We start from the raw sequence: 15948 nt of genomic DNA on the forward strand, positions 1-15948 counted from the left end.
CGACTTCGTCGGTGTGTCCGCGGCGGCGCCCACCACGCCGCCAGCCCCCACCATCGCTGCGCACCGGCCCTGTCGCCTTATCCCGAGCGTCACCCTCACTTCCCCTGAAAGGTTTTTCCCCATGAGCAAAGTAGCTCCTGAACTGAAGTACTCCGCCGAGCATGAGTGGATCGCCGCTGATGGTTCCGGTCCCTCCACTATTGGCGTCTCAGCCGTAGCCGCCGACGCCCTCGGCGACATTGTGTACGTGGACCTGCCTGAGGTAGGCGCCACTGTCACCGCCGGTGAAGTGTGTGGCGAGATTGAATCAACAAAGTCCGTCTCGGATTTGTACTCACCCGTAACCGGTGTGGTGACAGAGACCAACTCCGGTGCCATTGAGGATCCCGCCATCATCAACTCCGATCCTTACGGAGCCGGCTGGTTGTTCAAGGTGGACGTTGAGTCCGATGGACCGCTGCTCAGTGCAGAAGAGTACGCAGCGGCCAATGGCGGCGAGCTGTGAGCGGCGTAGGATCTGCAGTGGACTTTGTCCAGGTAGTTTCACCGAGCCTGGACGCGACGCTGGCAGAGCTTGATCCGGCAGTTGCGGAACAGATTGATGCCGAACTGGCACGCCAGCGCAGCGGGCTGGAAATGATCGCCTCGGAAAACCACACCGCGGCGGCTGTCATGGCGGCTCAGGGCTCCGTCCTGACCAACAAGTACGCAGAAGGCTACCCGGGACGCCGCTACTACGGCGGTTGCGAGCACGTGGATGTCATTGAGCAGTTGGCCATTGACCGCGTCAAGGCTTTGTTCGGTGCCGAGTATGCAAACGTACAGCCGCACTCAGGTGCCCAGGCCAACGCCTCGGTCATGCATGCACTGATCAAGCCCAGCGACACCATCATGGGCCTGAACTTGGCTCACGGTGGCCACCTCACGCACGGCATGAAGATTAACTTCTCCGGCCGCCTGTACAACGTGGTGCCGTACCAGGTTCGTGAAGACACCCATCAGGTGGACATGGCAGAGGTTGAGCGCCTGGCCCTCGAGCACAAGCCGGCACTCATTGTTGCTGGCTGGTCCGCTTATGCCCGCCAGCTGGACTTCGCCGAATTCCGCCGCATCGCGGATCTGGTGGGGGCCTACCTCATGGTGGATATGGCACACTTTGCCGGTCTGGTAGCTGCCGGGCTGCACCCCTCACCGGTGCCGCACGCACATGTCACCACCTCCACCACCCACAAGACCTTGGCTGGTCCGCGCGGTGGCATCATCCTGAGCAACGACGCCGACATCGCCAAGAAGATTAACTCGGCAGTGTTCCCCGGACAGCAGGGAGGCCCCCTGGAACACGTCATCGCCGGTAAGGCAGTGGCGTTCAAGATCGCGGGCACACCCGAGTTCAAGGAACGCCAGGAACGCGTTCTGGCCGGATCGGCCATCCTGGCCAAGCGGCTCATGGAAGCCGATGTTGCCGCCAAGGGAATCTCAGTGATTTCCGGTGGAACCGATGTTCACCTGGTGCTGGTTGATCTGCGCAACTGTGAGCTCAACGGCCAGGAGGCCGAGGACCGTTTGGCCGCGATCGACATCACCGTCAACCGCAACGCTGTGCCGTTTGATCCGCGTCCGCCCATGGTCACCTCCGGCCTGCGTATTGGCACCCCGGCACTGGCTACTCGCGGATTTGGCGAGGCAGCCTTTGTCGAGGTAGCTGACATCATTGCCGAGGCGCTCATTGCCGACGCATCAGCTGACCTGTCAGCCTTGCGTGCTCGCGTTGAGGTTCTGGCCGCAGCGCATCCGTTATACCCGTCAGTGGCGAATCTGTCCTAACGGGACACTCAACCCCTGGGGTGGCCGTCTTGGACGACGGCCACCCCAGGGGACTGGTTGGGCTTTCACCGTCATGGTGCGCCCAGCCCTCCGGCGGGATTGCCTTCGGAGTAGTATGTGCACTTGAGTGAGGTACTCACATGTCTGTTGGCGTTTTTGACTTGTTTTCAGTGGGGATCGGTCCGTCCAGTTCCCACACAGTAGGTCCCATGCGGGCCGCTGCTGCCTTCGCCCAGGAGCTGAACGAAAAGCACCTGCTGGAGCGCATAGCCGCCGTCCGCGTGGACCTGTACGGATCGTTGGCCGCCACCGGCCGCGGCCACGGGACCATGACAGCTGTGCTGCTGGGACTGGAAGGCCGCGAACCGGAGCTGATTCTCCCCGAGGAAGTTGATGCTCGTCTGGCCGCCTTTGCCGCCGGTGAGCCTTTGCTGCTTGGCGGAACCGTTCCGCTGGCTTACGGTGCCGATGACATCATCTTGCATCCACTGACCATTTTGCCCCGTCACACTAACGGCATGAAGCTCCATGTCAGTGACGCTTCCGGTGACGTGCTCCATGAGGCCACTTACTTCTCAGTCGGTGGTGGGTTCATCATTCGCGAAGGCGCGGTGGAGGAAGCCGTCGCCGAGCTGGAATCATCTAAAGCTCTTTTGCCCTACCCTTTCCGCACGGCGGCAGAACTGCTCAAGCATTGTGCCACCGCTGGCGGGAACTTCAGCGACGTCATGCTGGCCAACGAGCTCGTGGAGCGCAGCGAGGAGCAGGTCCGTGACGGGCTTTTGCACATTCGCGATGTCATGGAGCAGTGCAAGGATGCATCTCTTGCTCGCGAAGGTTTGCTGCCCGGAGGCTTGAACGTTCGACGGCGAGCTCCAGCCTGGCACGAACGCCTCCGTACGGAGGATCCCGACCGGGACCCGAAGTTCTGGCAGGAGTGGGTCAACCTGGTGGCCCTGGCCGTCAACGAGGAAAACGCTTCCGGCGGCCGCGTGGTGACGGCGCCGACCAATGGTGCAGCAGGCATCATTCCGGCTGTCATGTTCTATGCAACTCACTACATTGACGGGATGCACAACGCATCGCAAGAGGCGATTGACGCCGTCGTGGTTAAATTCCTGCTCGCAGCCGGGGCTGTCGGTGTCCTCTACAAGGAACAAGCCTCCATTTCCGGGGCAGAGGTGGGCTGCCAGGGTGAGGTGGGTTCGGCGTCGTCGATGGCGGCTGCGGGACTGGCTGAGGTCATGGGTGGCACGCCGGAACAGGTGGAGAATGCCGCCGAAATTGCCATGGAGCACAACCTCGGACTGACCTGCGATCCCATTGGCGGGCTCGTGCAGATTCCGTGCATCGAACGCAACGCCATTGCGGCGGCCAAGGCCATCAATGCGGCAAAAATGGCGCTGTGGGGCGATGGTCAACACCGTGTGTCCCTCGACGAGGTCATCGTCACGATGCGTGAAACTGGACGCGACATGTCCTCCAAGTACAAGGAAACGGCCATGGGCGGACTCGCCGTCAACGTGGTGGAATGCTAGATCAAGCAGCAGTTTGTGTGACTAAAAAGCATGCGCGGCTAGAAGGAGAACTTTCATGACGTTGGTACCTGAGGGACGTAAGTTGTTGCGGATTGAGCAGCGTAATGCTGCTGTTCCGGTGGAGCGTAAGCCTGAGTGGATGAAGACGAAGGTCGAGATGGGCCCGGAGTTCATCGCGATGAAGAATCTGGTCAAGGGCCAGGGGCTGCACACGGTGTGTGAAGAGGCGGGGTGCCCGAATATTTTTGAGTGCTGGGAAGACCGTGAAGCCACGTTCCTCATTGGTGGTTCTGAATGCACCAGGCGCTGTGATTTCTGCCAGATTGATACGGGCAAGCCGTCCCCGATCGACAGGTTTGAGCCCACGAAGGTGGCCCGCTCGGTAGTGAAGATGAATCTGCGCTACGCCACGGTTACGGGTGTGGCCCGTGATGATCTGGCCGATGAGGGTGTGTGGTTGTACGCCGAAACGGTCCGCAAGATTCATGAACTGAACCCGAACACGGGGGTGGAATTGTTGATCCCGGACTTCTCGGGCAAGCCCGAACACATCACCGCGATCTGTGAGTCCAAGCCCGAGGTCTTCGCGCACAATGTGGAGACCGTGCCACGGATCTTCAAGCGCATCCGCCCGGCCTTCCGGTACGAACGCTCCTTGGATGTTTTGACGCAGGGCCGGGATCAGGGCATGGTCACCAAGTCCAACCTGATTCTGGGTATGGGTGAGACGCGTGAGGAAATCTCCGTCGCGTTGCAGGACCTTCATGATGCTGGCACGGACTTGATCACCATCACTCAGTACCTGCGCCCTTCCGAGCGCCACCTTCCGGTGGATCGTTGGGTCAAACCCCAGGAGTTCCTGGAGCTCTCGACCGAGGCGGAAGAGATTGGTTTCCTGGGCGTCATGAGCGGACCCTTGGTGCGTTCTTCCTACCGTGCCGGACGCCTCTGGGCCACCGCCATGCGCAAGAAGGGTCGGGACATCCCCGAACACCTCGCCCACATCGCTGAAGGCATCGAAGATTCCGGCCACACCCGCCAAGAAGCCGCCTCCCTCCTCGCCGCACGCTAAAGGGGCACTCTCAGACCCACAGGGGCCCGGCCGGACGCGGCTCCCTGACTGAAGAAAATGAAATGGGGAGTGTGCGGGCCGGTGGCCCGCACACTCCCCATTAGGTTAATCCCAAGTAGCAATCCCCGTTAGGAAAACCTGAAACTACGGCAGCATCCAGCCCAAGATGGGGGTGGACTGCAGGTAGGTAAGCGTGCAGAGGATCAGCAGCAGGCCTATGCTCCAACCAACGACCTTGCGCAGAATGACCGATTCCTGGCCTTCCAAGCCAACGGCCGTGGCGGCGATGGCCAGGTTCTGCGGGCTGATGAGCTTCCCAACGACGCCACCGGAAGTGTTCGCTGCCACGAGAAGGTTCGGGTCGATCCCGGCCTGGATGCCAGCGGTCTGCTGCAGCTTGCCGAACAGAGCATTGGCGGAGGTATCGGAACCGGTGACGGCAGTGCCGATCCACCCGAGGACGGGTGAAAGGAACGCAAAGAACGTCCCCGTGCCGGCCAACCAGGTGCCGATAGAGATTGTCTGCCCGGAAAAGTTCATGACATACGCCAGTGCGAGGACGGTAATGATGGTGGTCCCAGCCCAACGCATCCGGTAGACGGTGCGCCCAATTTCCGCCACTGCGTTGCCCACGGTGATTGGGTAGCGACCATCCTCATCGTTCTTCGAGTACACGAAGGCGACAATCAGCCCGGTGATCAACAGCAAGGTACCGGGAGTGGAGAGCCACTGGAAGGAGTAGACGGTAGCGGACAGCGGTTTTCCTGCCGAATCCACCAGAGCATCATGCAGGATGGGCCAGGGAATCTTAATATCGGTGGTGGCCAGGAATGCGGGCACATCCACACCCACTTTCCACAGCTTCGCGATACCGAAAACGACGATCACGAGGAAATAGGGGAACAAGGCGAACCACGTACGCGCCGGCGTCAAACGGTCAGCAGCAGTATCGGCACTGACGGCAGCGGTCTTAGTCTTTGAACCGCCGCGTGAGGTGCTTGAGACTGATGTCTCTGAGTCTGCCTCGGCGGAGGCCACGCTGAGACGTTCGCGTGCGGCTTCACTACCCTTGGGCGTCCAGAACCGGAAGAAGATTACGGCAGCGCCGAGTCCCACGAGCGAGGCCACGATGTCGGTGAGTTCGTAGGAGAAGTAGTTCGAGCAGAGGAACTGGGTTATTGCGAAAGAGAAACCGACAACCAGCGCGGCCGGCCAGCAGTCCTTGAGGCCCCTGCGACCGTCGAGAATGAACAGCAGAATCAGCGGTACGAACGTTGCCAGCAGCGGAGCTTGGCGCCCAACGATTGAGGCAATGTCCGTTGCATGCAGCCCCGTAAGGTTAGCGGCGGTGGTGATCGGGATTGCCATGGCGCCGAAGGCAACAGGAGCAGTATTGGCAACTAGCACGGCGGCCGCAGCCCGCAACGGGGGCAGACCGAGCGCCAGGAGCATGGTGGCGGTGATCGCCACTGGAGCCCCGAACCCTGCAAGGGCTTCCAACAATCCGCCGAAACAGAACGCGACGAGGACTGCCTGCAGGCGCACATCGCCCTTGCCGATCACGTCAAAGACACGGCGAAGGTCCTCGAACCGCCCGCTGAGCACTGTGACCTGGTAGAGCCAGACTGCCATGATGACGATCCACAGCACGGGGAAGGCGCCAAAGACCGCACCTTGGCTTGCAGACAGGAGTGCCAAGCCGGTGGGCATTTGGAAGGCAACGATGCCGACGATCAGTGCCACAAGGAGCGCAAACCAGCCAGCAACGTGTGCCCGGGTTTTGACAACGGCGAGCAGTATGAAAAAGGTCAGCAGCGGCAGCAAGGCGACGATGGCCGACCAGGCAACGCTGTTGAGCACAGGGGCGGTGCTGGGGGTGAATTGGTCCATGAGGTTCCTCCACGTCGAGGGGTAACTAAGATTTGTGGTCAGACCTCTGTGGTCGGACCACCATAGTCTAACGTAAATTTCCCGCCAAATGTGAGCCTCTTCACCTTATTGTGATGACTTCCTGTAACGCGGTAGCCAAATTTGCTGAGTTCGAGCGCAAAAAGCAGCTGAGATTGCCGTGGGTTAGCTGCCATTTTCGAGGAAGAACCACTCGATGTGCTCTCTCAGCAGCCGTCCCGCCAGCTCGCCGTTGCGGGCCGTGACGGCGTCAAGGATGCCGTGGTGCTGGGCCCGCAGAGTTTCTGCAACGGGAAGCCATTGATCATCCGTCGTGACGGAATTACGTACATAATCCATGATGGAGAGGCGCAGAGATTCCATCATCGCGGAAACTACGGCGTTGCCGGCCATGGTGCTGAGGAGGACATGAAACTGCGAGTCAAGGTCGTGGAAGGCCTCGCGGTCAAGAGTAGGGTCGTCCATTAAGGACAGTAGCTCCTGGGCTCGGTCCAGAGACGGTTCGTTGATTGGCATCTCACTCGCGGCCTTCGAGGTGGCCCACGATTCCATGAGGATGCGTGCCTCCACAATATCGGCCACAGGCAGGTGTTGGCTCGTCACGTGTAGACGCAGGGTCGAGGATAGCCCCGCCGCGGGGTTGGAGATCAGCACCGCTCCGGAGTTCGGCCCTGATCCGGTGGCTGTGCGCACGAGTCCCATGACGTCTAGGATGCGGATGGCGTCTCGCACTGAGGCTCGCGAGATCCCGTGCTGCTCTGAGAGGATGCGTTCCCCCGGGAGGCGGTCGCCGATCTTTAGTCGTCCGGTCCTCAGTTCAGTCTCGATGCTCGCCAAGACAGCCTCGTAGGCGCGCGCCCCGGGAGCTTTTTCCTTTTTGTCAGTCACCGTTCCATCCTGCCACGGGCCCACGTCCTTCCCGGCATCACGCTCAGGGTAGCTCCAGTTCCTAGTCGTTGTTGGCCGTGAGCGGGTGGCGCCGTCTGGTCATTGTGATTGGACCAGCCGGGTGTGGCTAGATTTCACAATTCACGTGGCCCGTCTCACAAGTGATGAACTTTTTTACTAGACAGTGGCTCCGATGAGGGGTATGGTCAGACCACATACTTGATTTTTACTGCCGAAAGCTGGTCCCATGAAAATTGCGCTTTTTGCTACTTGCATTGTTGATGCGATGTATCCGCGGACTGCTCGGGCTACTGTGTCTTTGTTGGAGCGGTTGGGGCATGAGGTGGTGTTCCCTTCCGGGCAGGCTTGTTGTGGTCAGATGCATGTGAATTCGGGTTATTTCAAGGAAGCCCGTGCTGTTGTGGCTAATCATGTTGAGGCTTTTGATACGGATGACTATGACGTTGCTGTGGCGCCGTCTGGTTCGTGTGTGGCGAGTGTGAAGCATCAGCATGAGTTGGTGGCCCGTCGTTGTGGTGATGCGGCGTTGGAGGCCCGGGCCGCGGCGGTGGGGGCTAGGACGTATGAACTCTCACAACTCTTGACGGATGTTCTGGGCATCACGAACGCGGCTGAACAGTTGGGTTCGTACTTTCCGCATAAGGTTACGTATCATCCGAGTTGCCATGGGATGCGGTTGTTGCGTCTGGAGGATCGGCAGTTGAATTTGCTGGCGAGTGTGGGTGGTATTGAGATGGTGGAGTTGCCTCAGGCTGATCAGTGTTGTGGTTTTGGTGGGACGTTTTCGATGAAGAATGCTGATGTTTCTGCCGCGATGAATGCTGATAAGGCGGCGAATATTTGCGGCACGGGTGCGCAGTTGTGTTCTGGTGGGGATGCGAGTTGTTTGTTGCACATTGGTGGTGGGTTGTCCCGTCAGGGCAGTGAGGTAGGCACCCTGCATTTCGCGGAGATTTTGGCGAGCACTCTTGAAAACCCGGTATCAGTTACCGGTGAGATCACATTGGCGGGGAGTAAGCGATGAGTAGTAATACTTTTTTGGGTATGCCGTCGCTGCCTGTTTTTGGTCACGGTAACCTCAATGCGACCGAGCCGTTCCCGAAGGCCGCGCACCGGGAACTTGGCAATGAGCAGTTGCGGGCTAATCTGGGCCACGCGACGCATACGATTCGGGATAAGCGGTTGAAGGTTGTTGCTGAGCTTCCTGATTGGGAAGACATGCGTGATGCGGGCAGTGCTATCAAGGACGCGACGATGGCGAATCTGCCGGCATTGTTGGAGCAGTTCGAGGCGAACTTCACCGCCCGGGGTGGCATTATTCACTGGGCCCGGGATGCTCAAGAAGCTAATGAGATTGTTACTTCTCTGATCCGGGCAACGGGGGAGTCTGAGGTGGTCAAGGTCAAGTCGATGGCCACCCAGGAAATCGGTTTGAATGAGTATCTTCAAGAGCAGGGCATTGCGGCTTTTGAAACGGATCTGGCTGAGTTGATTGTGCAGTTGGATCATGACAAGCCGAGCCATATTCTGGTCCCGGCGATTCATAAGAACCGCAGTCAGGTCCGGGAGATTTTCTTGCGCGAGATGCCTGTGGTGGATCCTCTCTTGAGCGATGATCCGGCTCGTTTGGCTGAGGCTGCACGTACTCACCTGCGTAAGAAGTTCCTTTCCGCGAAGGTCGCGGTTTCGGGTGCGAATTTTGGTTTGGCTGATACGGGGACGTTGACGGTGGTGGAGTCCGAGGGTAACGGGCGGATGTGTCTGACGCTGCCGGAAACTCTCATCACGGTCATGGGTATTGAGAAGTTGCTGCCGTCGTGGCAGGACTTGGAAGTGTTTATGCAGTTGCTGCCGCGGTCTTCCACGGGTGAACGGATGAACCCGTATACCTCGTTGTGGACTGGTGTTACTCCTGGGGATGGGCCGCAGAACGTGCACTTGGTCATGTTGGATAACGGGCGTACGGCCGCTCTTGCTGATGAATACGGGCGTACTGCGTTGAACTGTATCCGTTGTTCGGCGTGTATGAATGTGTGTCCCGTGTATGAACGTACCGGTGGCCACGCTTATGGTTCCACCTATCCTGGACCGATTGGTGCGGTTCTTTCACCGTTGATGACGGGGATTAAGAGCGAGGAAAACAACTCCCTGCCCTATGCTTCGTCCTTGTGTGGGGCGTGTTTTGACGCCTGCCCGGTGAAGATTAACATCCCCGAAATTCTGGTCCATTTGCGCGGCGAAGACGTTGATTCCAAACGCGCCACGATCAAGGTCCCCTCCCAGATGGATTTGATGATGAAGGGCGCTGAGTGGGCGTTCTCCAAGGGCTCACACCTGGCCCTGCTAGAAAAGGGATTGCCCCTAGGCAAGCTGGTCGCTGGGCGCGCCAAAGTCATCAAGAAACTCCCCGGGATCGCTGGCGGCTGGACGCAAAGTAGGGATATCCCGGCCCCGCCGAGCCAGTCGTTCCGTCAATGGTGGGCTAAAGATCATCAGCCAGGTGCCGCCGTCGTACCTGGCACGGGTACCTCAAGCACCACCTTAAACAGCAGTACTGATAACAGCCCGGAAGGGGAGCAGGCATGAGCGCCCGCGAGGACATCATGAATCGCATCGCATCGGCCCTGCGGGATCAGCCACCCACCCCGGTCGTGCCGCGTGACTACCGCCGCAGCTCGAACATGACCGCGGCGCAGCGCCTGGGCCAGCTCGTGGACCGGCTGGTGGATTACAAAGCAAACGTGTTCCTCACACCCGCTCCCGACGTGGCCGCACGGCTCGCAGAACTCCTCACCGGCAGTACCTCGATTGTGGTCCCGCACGGACTAGACCCGGCCTGGCTCACAGCCCTCCCCACCACGGTAGACGGGGAGGGGGCGCTGAGGATTCATGTTGACGCTCCCGGGAACCCGCTCACTACCGCTGAACTCGACACGATCGACGCCGTCGTCACCGCTGCTGCGACGGCCGTGTCAGAAACCGGCACCATCATGCTCGACGGGAGCGAGGATCAAGGCCGACGCGTCATCTCCCTCGTCCCGGACCGGCACATCTGCATCCTCCAAGCAACAGACATCGTAGAAGTGCTCCCCGAAGCCATCGCCCGCCTCGAAGCAACCCGCCCACAAACCTGGATCAGCGGCCCGAGCGCCACCAGCGACATCGAACTCGAACGCGTCGAAGGCGTCCACGGACCACGCACCCTCGACGTCATCATCCTGACCTAACCACCCAGGCCGGGCGGCGGCCGCCAGTGCTATGCTAAAGTCTCGAATCTTTGTACTAGGCGGTGGTGGTGTGTTTGGAGTGGATCCGGCGGCCCGCAAGCCGCCGAGTACGGACCCGACCGGTTTTGCCTCGCCCGCCCGCGACTATTTTGATGGCGGCATCGACCTCAATCGCCACCTCATTCGCGACCGCACCAGCACCTTCGTTATGCGCGTGGCCGGAGATTCCATGGCCGGTGCCGGGATAGCCAGCGGTGACGAGATCATCGTTGACAGGGCGCTGACTCCGCGCGACGGATCGGTGGTGGTGGCCGTCGTCGAGGGTGAATTGTTGATCCGCCGCCTCATGAAGCACGACGGCGTCACCTTCCTCGCCACCCAGTCCGCCCAAAGCACGTCCCCGGCGACCGCCGAGGTGGTTGCATTGAGCGGTGACGTTTCGGTGTGGGGCGTTGTTACCCGGTGTCTGCACCACGTTTAGTCGCTGCTTTTCCGTTAAACGAGAATTGCCAGCCGGTGAATGGGCTGTTAATGCCATTTTGGCTCAAAATTTGCAGGATGAAAAGAGTGAAAAGCTCTAGACAACACCAAATATTTCCCGTCTAATGCATGAATAATGTATTAGACGGGAGGGGAACGTGGTCATAGCTGGTGTCCCGCCGGGCTTCGCCTCTCTGTCGCTTCCTCCCGGAGTGTCCTTCCTCAATGAGAAGGAAGCAGTATTCGCTGCCATGGTTGAAGGGTGGCAGATGCGCCAGCGAGGTGGGCGAAATCTGAAGGAATTATCTGTTCGGAGTACTGTCGGACAGATTCTGAAGTTTCAATCATTCACCAATGAGTGGCCCTGGACGTGGACGGCCGGCGACTTCGATGAATGGATGCTGCATCTCGTGGCCGTCAAAAAATTTGCGCCGACCACCATTCGGATGTACCAATACTCAATCAAGGCATTCTGCAGCTACCTGTGTTCAGAACACTATGGCTGGGTTGAAGAATGCATGTCGAGGTTCGGCATGCATCCCGTGCAGGTGTGCCACGAATGGAACACTGTTGCCCATTTGCAGGATTACGAGGGACTGCCAGGCCGCCGGCCAATGTCCCGGGAAGAGATTCAGAAAGTCCTGGACCGGGCCGATCAGATCGTTGAGGACTGCCTGAGCGCACATCGCAAGGGAGCGCTGCCTGCTTATCGGGATGCCACCATGCTCAAGGTGATTTACGGATGGGGGCTCCGTATCAACGAGGCCGTTCACCTGGATGAAACGGACTTTTATGCGAATCCTCATGCCCCAGAGTTCGGACGGTTTGGTGTCTTGCAGGTGCGCTATGGAAAATCTTCCGCCGGGTCGGCGCCGAAACGTCGCTCGGTCATGTCCCTTCACCCCTGGGCCGTGGACGCAGTCCGAGACTATGTAGAAAACGTGTGGCCACACGTGCGCACGAAAAATTCTAATGCACTCTGGGTCACCGAACGAGGCACACGAACAGGCACTCAAGAGCTACGCAAAACTTTTGGAGAACTCAGAGACAGTCTCGGCATGGAGCATTCCCTAACGCCACATTCATTGCGCCACAGCTACGTGACGCATCTGGTCGAATCAGGGGTGGACCCTGTCTTCATCCAGCAACAGGTCGGCCACGCCTACCAATCCACGACAGCAATTTACACGGCCGTCAGTGGGGATTTCGCGAACAAGATGATGCACGACGCTCTTGCCAAGCTCCTGCCGAACCCCAACATAGAAAGTGGTGCAGAATGAAAATCATCGGTTACGAATGGCGGCTTCGGGAAATCATGGCCGCTGCAGGAATGTTCACTACGTCAAAGCTGATCCATGAACTGAAAGAACGTGGCATTGACCTTTCATCCAGCCAGGTCTATCGACTCGCTGCCGAGAAGCCTGAGCGGCTAAACCTTCATGTCCTCGTGGCACTCATGGACATATTCGACTGCACAGCCGACGACCTCGTCCAGCGCGTTGAGCTAAGCCATGCGGCCGTTATTACCGGGACGGACGATCAAGTGTTAGAAGCAAACGCCGAGTTCCTCCGAGCATCTGGGTTTCGCCCCAAACGCGCCCGTATAGTTCCCGGTCATGAATCGTGACGATGCGCTTGATGCTATAGCCGGTATCATCCAGCGCGTAGAGCCTGGACTTGAGGGGAGCCTCATTCGCCAGGCTGTTGCGGGATCCGTCACTTTGAAGCCGATGGCCCTAGAGCTCCTGGCGGTTCTGCAAGAGGACAAAAGTCTCCTGACCTCTGGGAGCGATACGATGCCTCCGAGCTTGGGCAGCATCATCGATCAGCTCGTACTAGCTGGTGCAACCAGACTCAAACGCACTCGATGCTATCGCTGTCACGAGGAACGGATGCTGCGGACCCGGGTGGGAGTTCATGGCATCTGCGCTTCTTGCTATACGCGCGGGCGCCGCGTTCGGATCGAGTGTTCCACTTGTGGAAAATGGCGCTGCCGGCGCGCCCTTGTGGTCGGTCTGGAATGGTGCGGGACCTGTTGGGATGGCCAATTGGCGAACGTCGACAATGTGCTCAGAACAGCAGTTATCGGCAGCGAAATCGACGTTACCGCTAACCAGCTTGATGCCGTGGCGAATGCCCTGAAGCGCACATGGAATGCGGGCACTATCCTGAGGGTTGCCATGGAATTGGAGGTTCATTCGCTGCAGTGGTTCGACCGTCCCGCAGCGGGATCTGCTCTTTTCCTCAAGTTACATGCCGCAATGAAGGAGGTCGGCGTGACTCTGAATCCGGTGGTGTGTGGGCGTTGCGGTCGGGAGGCCCTCCTACCCAACATCATCGAGGGCTTGCATTGTTGCGCCAGATGCTACGGCGAAAGCAAACGAAAAATCTGTTCTCAATGTGGGCGATTCCAGATCCTGGTGTTGCACGCTGAGGACGGCTCAGGGATGTGCCAGACATGTATGAAGAAGCTGCCGGAACGCATGGCCGCATGCATCGAGTGTGGGCAACAGCGCTTTGTTTCGTGGAACGGGCCCGACGGGCCCGTCTGTACCAGATGCAGGCCGAAATAGCTCATTGACTATTGTCCCGGCTGCAAACGACGGAAGCCGTGCCTTTTTGCAGGAACCCCCATGGCGCAATGCCACGACTGCTCACGCCGTAAGGAACCCTGCGCTGTTTGCGGAGCAGTCAATCGGGCCAATACCCGTGACACTGAGGGAAGAGCCATATGCGGTCGTTGCTCGCGAAAGCCAGAAGATTGCTCCAATTGCGGGCGGTACCGGATCGTCGTTAGCCGGGCCAACGGAAAACCGCTATGCGACTACTGCTATCGGAGGGACCCTGTATCGTTTCGTGATTGCGACCGCTGTGGACGGCACGAAAAGCTCCATGCCGCCGGATTGTGTGAGCGTTGCGCAGCCGACGATTCGATTGAACTTCTACTTCCCGTGAAGTTGCGCAATGACAATGCAGTAGCCGGAGCCGTTTTTGAGGTGTTACGAACAGCCTCACCAAGCATCAAACTTCTCGCCTCAAGGAAATCATCCATGAGATTGCTTGCCACCATCATGGAGTTGAAGGTGTCTCCTAGCCATGAATACCTAGACCAGGCTGGAACCGATCAGGAAACGCGTGCCGTTCGTGCTTTGCTCGTGGACGCGGGGCTGCTTCCTCGCAGAGACGATCACATTGCTCGGTTTGAGAAATGGATCGTGGCCAGTGCGGAAAGGATTCTAGAGCCGAAGATAAAAGTGGCGTTTATCCAGTTCGCTCGATGGCGCCATCTCAGACGGCTGTTGAGGCAGCCGACACCGATCCCGGGCAGTCTAGCCGTGAGTTGCCGTCGCGAGCTCCGCCTCGTCATCGAGCTCTTGGAATGGCTTCAAACCTGCAAACGGACACTGGAGACCCTCACGCAGTCCGATGTTGACCGCTGGCGCTCCACAGGTTCGGCCGAAAAATTCCGGGTCAAGGAATTCCTCCGATGGGCCCACACTAATCAGCTGGTACGCCAAATCGAAATACGCCGGCCACCACGAACGCCACTCGGAGTTACCGGAACGACCGCAAATGAACGCCACCGACTGCTGAGCTACATCTTGCATCCGGAATGTCCCTTGCCAGCAGCGATCCGATTCAGCGCCTCCCTCGTGCTTCTCTTCGGTGCACGGCCACAGCAAATTGCAGCATTGAAGCTTGTAGATATTGTCGTCTCTGGCGGTTCGGTCCACCTTCGCTTGGGAACGGAACCGGTGCTACTCCCCGAAGCGATCGTGGAATTGGCCATGGCCACCCATGAAAACCGCAGAGCACCTCGAATCTTCGCACCAACCACAGACAACATCTGGCTCATACCGGGATCCCGCTCCGGATATCCCATTGCCGCCGTTACATTGGCCAAACGACTGAGGCTAATCGGCATTTCGCCATCAAAGGGCAGGACCGGAGCGATGGCGTCTTTGGCACAGGAACTGCCACCAACAATTCTGGCCCGGCTAACGGGCGTTGACCCGAGCACAGCGATCAGGTGGGCCAACGCCGTTTCAGCCTCGAATGCCAGATATGCCGGGCTTGTTATCCAACCTGTCACTTAGAGAAACGAATGTAATCCTGGGGCGGTGCGACGCAATCGTCAGTATTTGGGCCTGAGGAGGAGCAGTAGGGAAAGTCACGCTAAGGATCTATGAGGGGTCGTCGGCGCGCTTGATGGTGCGGTAGACGGTGGAACGGGCTACTCCGAAGAGTTCGGCAATCTCAACGGTGGTGTGTGTTCCCGCCCGGTGAACAGAGACCAGGTGTGTTTCCTGTGCTTTGGAGAGCTTGGGCTGTTTTCCGCGCAGCTTGCCCTTTGCCTTGGCGACGGCCATGCCCTCACGGGTTCGCGCACGGATCAGGTCTGCCTCAAATTCGGCCACCATGGCCAGAACATTGAAAAGGAGCCTGCCCACGGGATCGGTGGGGTCATGGACGGAACCACCGATACTGAGCTTGACCTCGCGACGGGTGAGTTCATCAACGATGTCCTTGGCATCGCGCAGCGACCGGGCCAGACGGTCGAGCTTGGTCACCACGAGGGTATCCCCGCCCCGGCAGGCTGCCAGTGCTTGCCCGAGCCCAGGACGAGCCCTGTTGGCACCGGTGAGGCCCTGGTCGGTGAAAGTTTGCTCTTGTGACACCCCCAGGGCAAGCAAGGCATTCTTTTGGGCGGTGAGGTCTTGGTCATTGGTGGATACGCGCGCGTATCCAATCAGGAGTCCAGTCATGGTTTTTGAGTGTAGTGTTTAGCCCCCCATCACCGGGCATTAAGTCGGGCACCCTATACGGGAATCTGGTTGCTGCGGAACAATGCTGTTTCGAAAATTTCAGAAGTCGTCTGCACATGCCCCGGTGAAGGACCGGCTTGCGGGACACTCCGAAATGCCTATCCGGACGGACCCCTTGCGGGTGCTTCGTGCGAGGATGTGATGTGGGCGATCGACCACCCTCA

The 15948-nt window shown here is 58.9% G+C and carries 15 protein-coding genes; 12 read left to right on the forward strand and 3 right to left on the reverse strand.

From position 1 onward, the window contains the following. Nucleotides 1–121: 121 nt before the first annotated feature. The 4 genes from gcvH to lipA all read left to right on the forward strand — a co-directional run bounded on the left by gcvH (nucleotide 122) and on the right by lipA (nucleotide 4434). Nucleotides 122–505: a glycine cleavage system protein GcvH gene (gene gcvH, locus AB0O97_RS18245; RefSeq protein WP_363884577.1), complete on the forward strand. Its 384-nt coding sequence runs from the start codon at nucleotides 122–124 to the stop codon at nucleotides 503–505. Further along, nucleotides 502–1824, forward strand: coding sequence for a serine hydroxymethyltransferase (gene glyA / locus AB0O97_RS18250; protein WP_363884579.1), 1323 nt, complete (start codon nucleotides 502–504; stop codon nucleotides 1822–1824). Before gcvH ends, glyA begins: the two co-directional genes overlap by 4 nt. A 140-nt stretch (nucleotides 1825–1964) precedes the next feature. Next, nucleotides 1965–3362, forward strand: coding sequence for an L-serine ammonia-lyase (locus AB0O97_RS18255; protein WP_363884581.1), 1398 nt, complete (start codon nucleotides 1965–1967; stop codon nucleotides 3360–3362). 55 nt (nucleotides 3363–3417) lie between these two features. Beyond that, a complete protein-coding gene (gene lipA / locus AB0O97_RS18260) occupies nucleotides 3418–4434 on the forward strand; it encodes a lipoyl synthase (RefSeq protein ID WP_363884583.1) in 1017 nt (338 codons plus the stop codon). 144 nt (nucleotides 4435–4578) lie between these two features. Here lipA and AB0O97_RS18265 read toward each other — a convergent pair whose 3' ends face one another. Both AB0O97_RS18265 and AB0O97_RS18270 read right to left on the reverse strand, forming a co-directional pair. Further along, nucleotides 4579–6324: an L-lactate permease gene (locus AB0O97_RS18265; protein ID WP_363884585.1), complete on the reverse strand. Its 1746-nt coding sequence runs from the start codon at nucleotides 6322–6324 to the stop codon at nucleotides 4579–4581. A 183-nt stretch (nucleotides 6325–6507) separates the two neighbouring features. After that, the gene (locus tag AB0O97_RS18270; protein ID WP_363884587.1) at nucleotides 6508–7230 is read right to left on the reverse strand and encodes an FCD domain-containing protein; all 723 of its coding nucleotides are present in this window, start codon (nucleotides 7228–7230) and stop codon (nucleotides 6508–6510) included. Nucleotides 7231–7477: 247 nt separating this feature from the next. Here AB0O97_RS18270 and AB0O97_RS18275 point away from each other — a divergent pair, with 247 nt between their 5' ends. From AB0O97_RS18275 to AB0O97_RS18310, 8 genes are all read left to right on the forward strand, one after another. After that, on the forward strand, nucleotides 7478–8275 hold the full coding sequence (locus tag AB0O97_RS18275; RefSeq protein ID WP_363884589.1) for a (Fe-S)-binding protein: 798 nt from the start codon (nucleotides 7478–7480) through the stop codon (nucleotides 8273–8275). Continuing rightward, complete coding sequence (locus AB0O97_RS18280) at nucleotides 8272–9837, forward strand: LutB/LldF family L-lactate oxidation iron-sulfur protein (RefSeq protein ID WP_363884591.1); 1566 nt, start codon at nucleotides 8272–8274, stop codon at nucleotides 9835–9837. The genes AB0O97_RS18275 and AB0O97_RS18280 overlap by 4 nt, the downstream gene beginning before the upstream one ends. Beyond that, on the forward strand, nucleotides 9834–10478 hold the full coding sequence (locus tag AB0O97_RS18285) for a lactate utilization protein C (RefSeq protein WP_363884593.1): 645 nt from the start codon (nucleotides 9834–9836) through the stop codon (nucleotides 10476–10478). The genes AB0O97_RS18280 and AB0O97_RS18285 overlap by 4 nt, the downstream gene beginning before the upstream one ends. Before the next feature lie 70 nt (nucleotides 10479–10548). Then, nucleotides 10549–10959, forward strand: coding sequence for a translesion error-prone DNA polymerase V autoproteolytic subunit (gene umuD, locus AB0O97_RS18290; protein WP_363884595.1), 411 nt, complete (start codon nucleotides 10549–10551; stop codon nucleotides 10957–10959). 250 nt (nucleotides 10960–11209) lie between these two features. Then, complete coding sequence (locus tag AB0O97_RS18295; RefSeq protein ID WP_363884597.1) at nucleotides 11210–12238, forward strand: tyrosine-type recombinase/integrase; 1029 nt, start codon at nucleotides 11210–11212, stop codon at nucleotides 12236–12238. Continuing rightward, complete coding sequence (locus AB0O97_RS18300) at nucleotides 12235–12585, forward strand: helix-turn-helix transcriptional regulator (RefSeq protein ID WP_363884599.1); 351 nt, start codon at nucleotides 12235–12237, stop codon at nucleotides 12583–12585. Before AB0O97_RS18295 ends, AB0O97_RS18300 begins: the two co-directional genes overlap by 4 nt. Before the next feature lie 421 nt (nucleotides 12586–13006). Further along, a complete protein-coding gene (locus AB0O97_RS18305) occupies nucleotides 13007–13531 on the forward strand; it encodes a hypothetical protein (RefSeq protein WP_363884601.1) in 525 nt (174 codons plus the stop codon). A gap of 477 nt (nucleotides 13532–14008) precedes the next feature. Then, nucleotides 14009–15055, forward strand: coding sequence for a hypothetical protein (locus AB0O97_RS18310; RefSeq protein ID WP_363884603.1), 1047 nt, complete (start codon nucleotides 14009–14011; stop codon nucleotides 15053–15055). 87 nt (nucleotides 15056–15142) lie between these two features. Here the strand turns inward: AB0O97_RS18310 and AB0O97_RS18315 are convergent, their stop codons facing one another. Beyond that, nucleotides 15143–15724 (reverse strand): recombinase family protein, encoded by a 582-nt coding sequence (locus AB0O97_RS18315; protein ID WP_363884605.1) that lies wholly within the window; start codon nucleotides 15722–15724, stop codon nucleotides 15143–15145. Between the last annotated feature and the right edge of the window lie 224 nt (nucleotides 15725–15948).

The sequence above is a fragment of the Specibacter sp. NPDC078692 genome (assembly GCF_040686835.1).
GTDB lineage: Bacteria > Actinomycetota > Actinomycetes > Actinomycetales > Micrococcaceae > Specibacter.

Excerpts from the sequence above, each read along its gene's own strand:
- gcvH (WP_363884577.1), top strand. The coding sequence starts at position 122 with ATGAGCAAAGTAGCTCCTGAACTGAAGTACTCCGCCGAGCATGAGTGG.
- AB0O97_RS18280 (WP_363884591.1), top strand. The coding sequence starts at position 8,272 with ATGAGTAGTAATACTTTTTTGGGTATGCCGTCGCTGCCTGTTTTTGGT.
- AB0O97_RS18255 (WP_363884581.1), top strand. The coding sequence starts at position 1,965 with ATGTCTGTTGGCGTTTTTGACTTGTTTTCAGTGGGGATCGGTCCGTCC.
- AB0O97_RS18275 (WP_363884589.1), top strand. The coding sequence starts at position 7,478 with ATGAAAATTGCGCTTTTTGCTACTTGCATTGTTGATGCGATGTATCCG.
- AB0O97_RS18315 (WP_363884605.1), bottom strand. The coding sequence starts at position 15,724 with ATGACTGGACTCCTGATTGGATACGCGCGCGTATCCACCAATGACCAA.
- AB0O97_RS18285 (WP_363884593.1), top strand. The coding sequence starts at position 9,834 with ATGAGCGCCCGCGAGGACATCATGAATCGCATCGCATCGGCCCTGCGG.
- AB0O97_RS18310 (WP_363884603.1), top strand. The coding sequence starts at position 14,009 with ATGAGATTGCTTGCCACCATCATGGAGTTGAAGGTGTCTCCTAGCCAT.
- AB0O97_RS18300 (WP_363884599.1), top strand. The coding sequence starts at position 12,235 with ATGAAAATCATCGGTTACGAATGGCGGCTTCGGGAAATCATGGCCGCT.
- lipA (WP_363884583.1), top strand. The coding sequence starts at position 3,418 with ATGACGTTGGTACCTGAGGGACGTAAGTTGTTGCGGATTGAGCAGCGT.
- AB0O97_RS18265 (WP_363884585.1), bottom strand. The coding sequence starts at position 6,324 with ATGGACCAATTCACCCCCAGCACCGCCCCTGTGCTCAACAGCGTTGCC.
- AB0O97_RS18295 (WP_363884597.1), top strand. The coding sequence starts at position 11,210 with ATGGTTGAAGGGTGGCAGATGCGCCAGCGAGGTGGGCGAAATCTGAAG.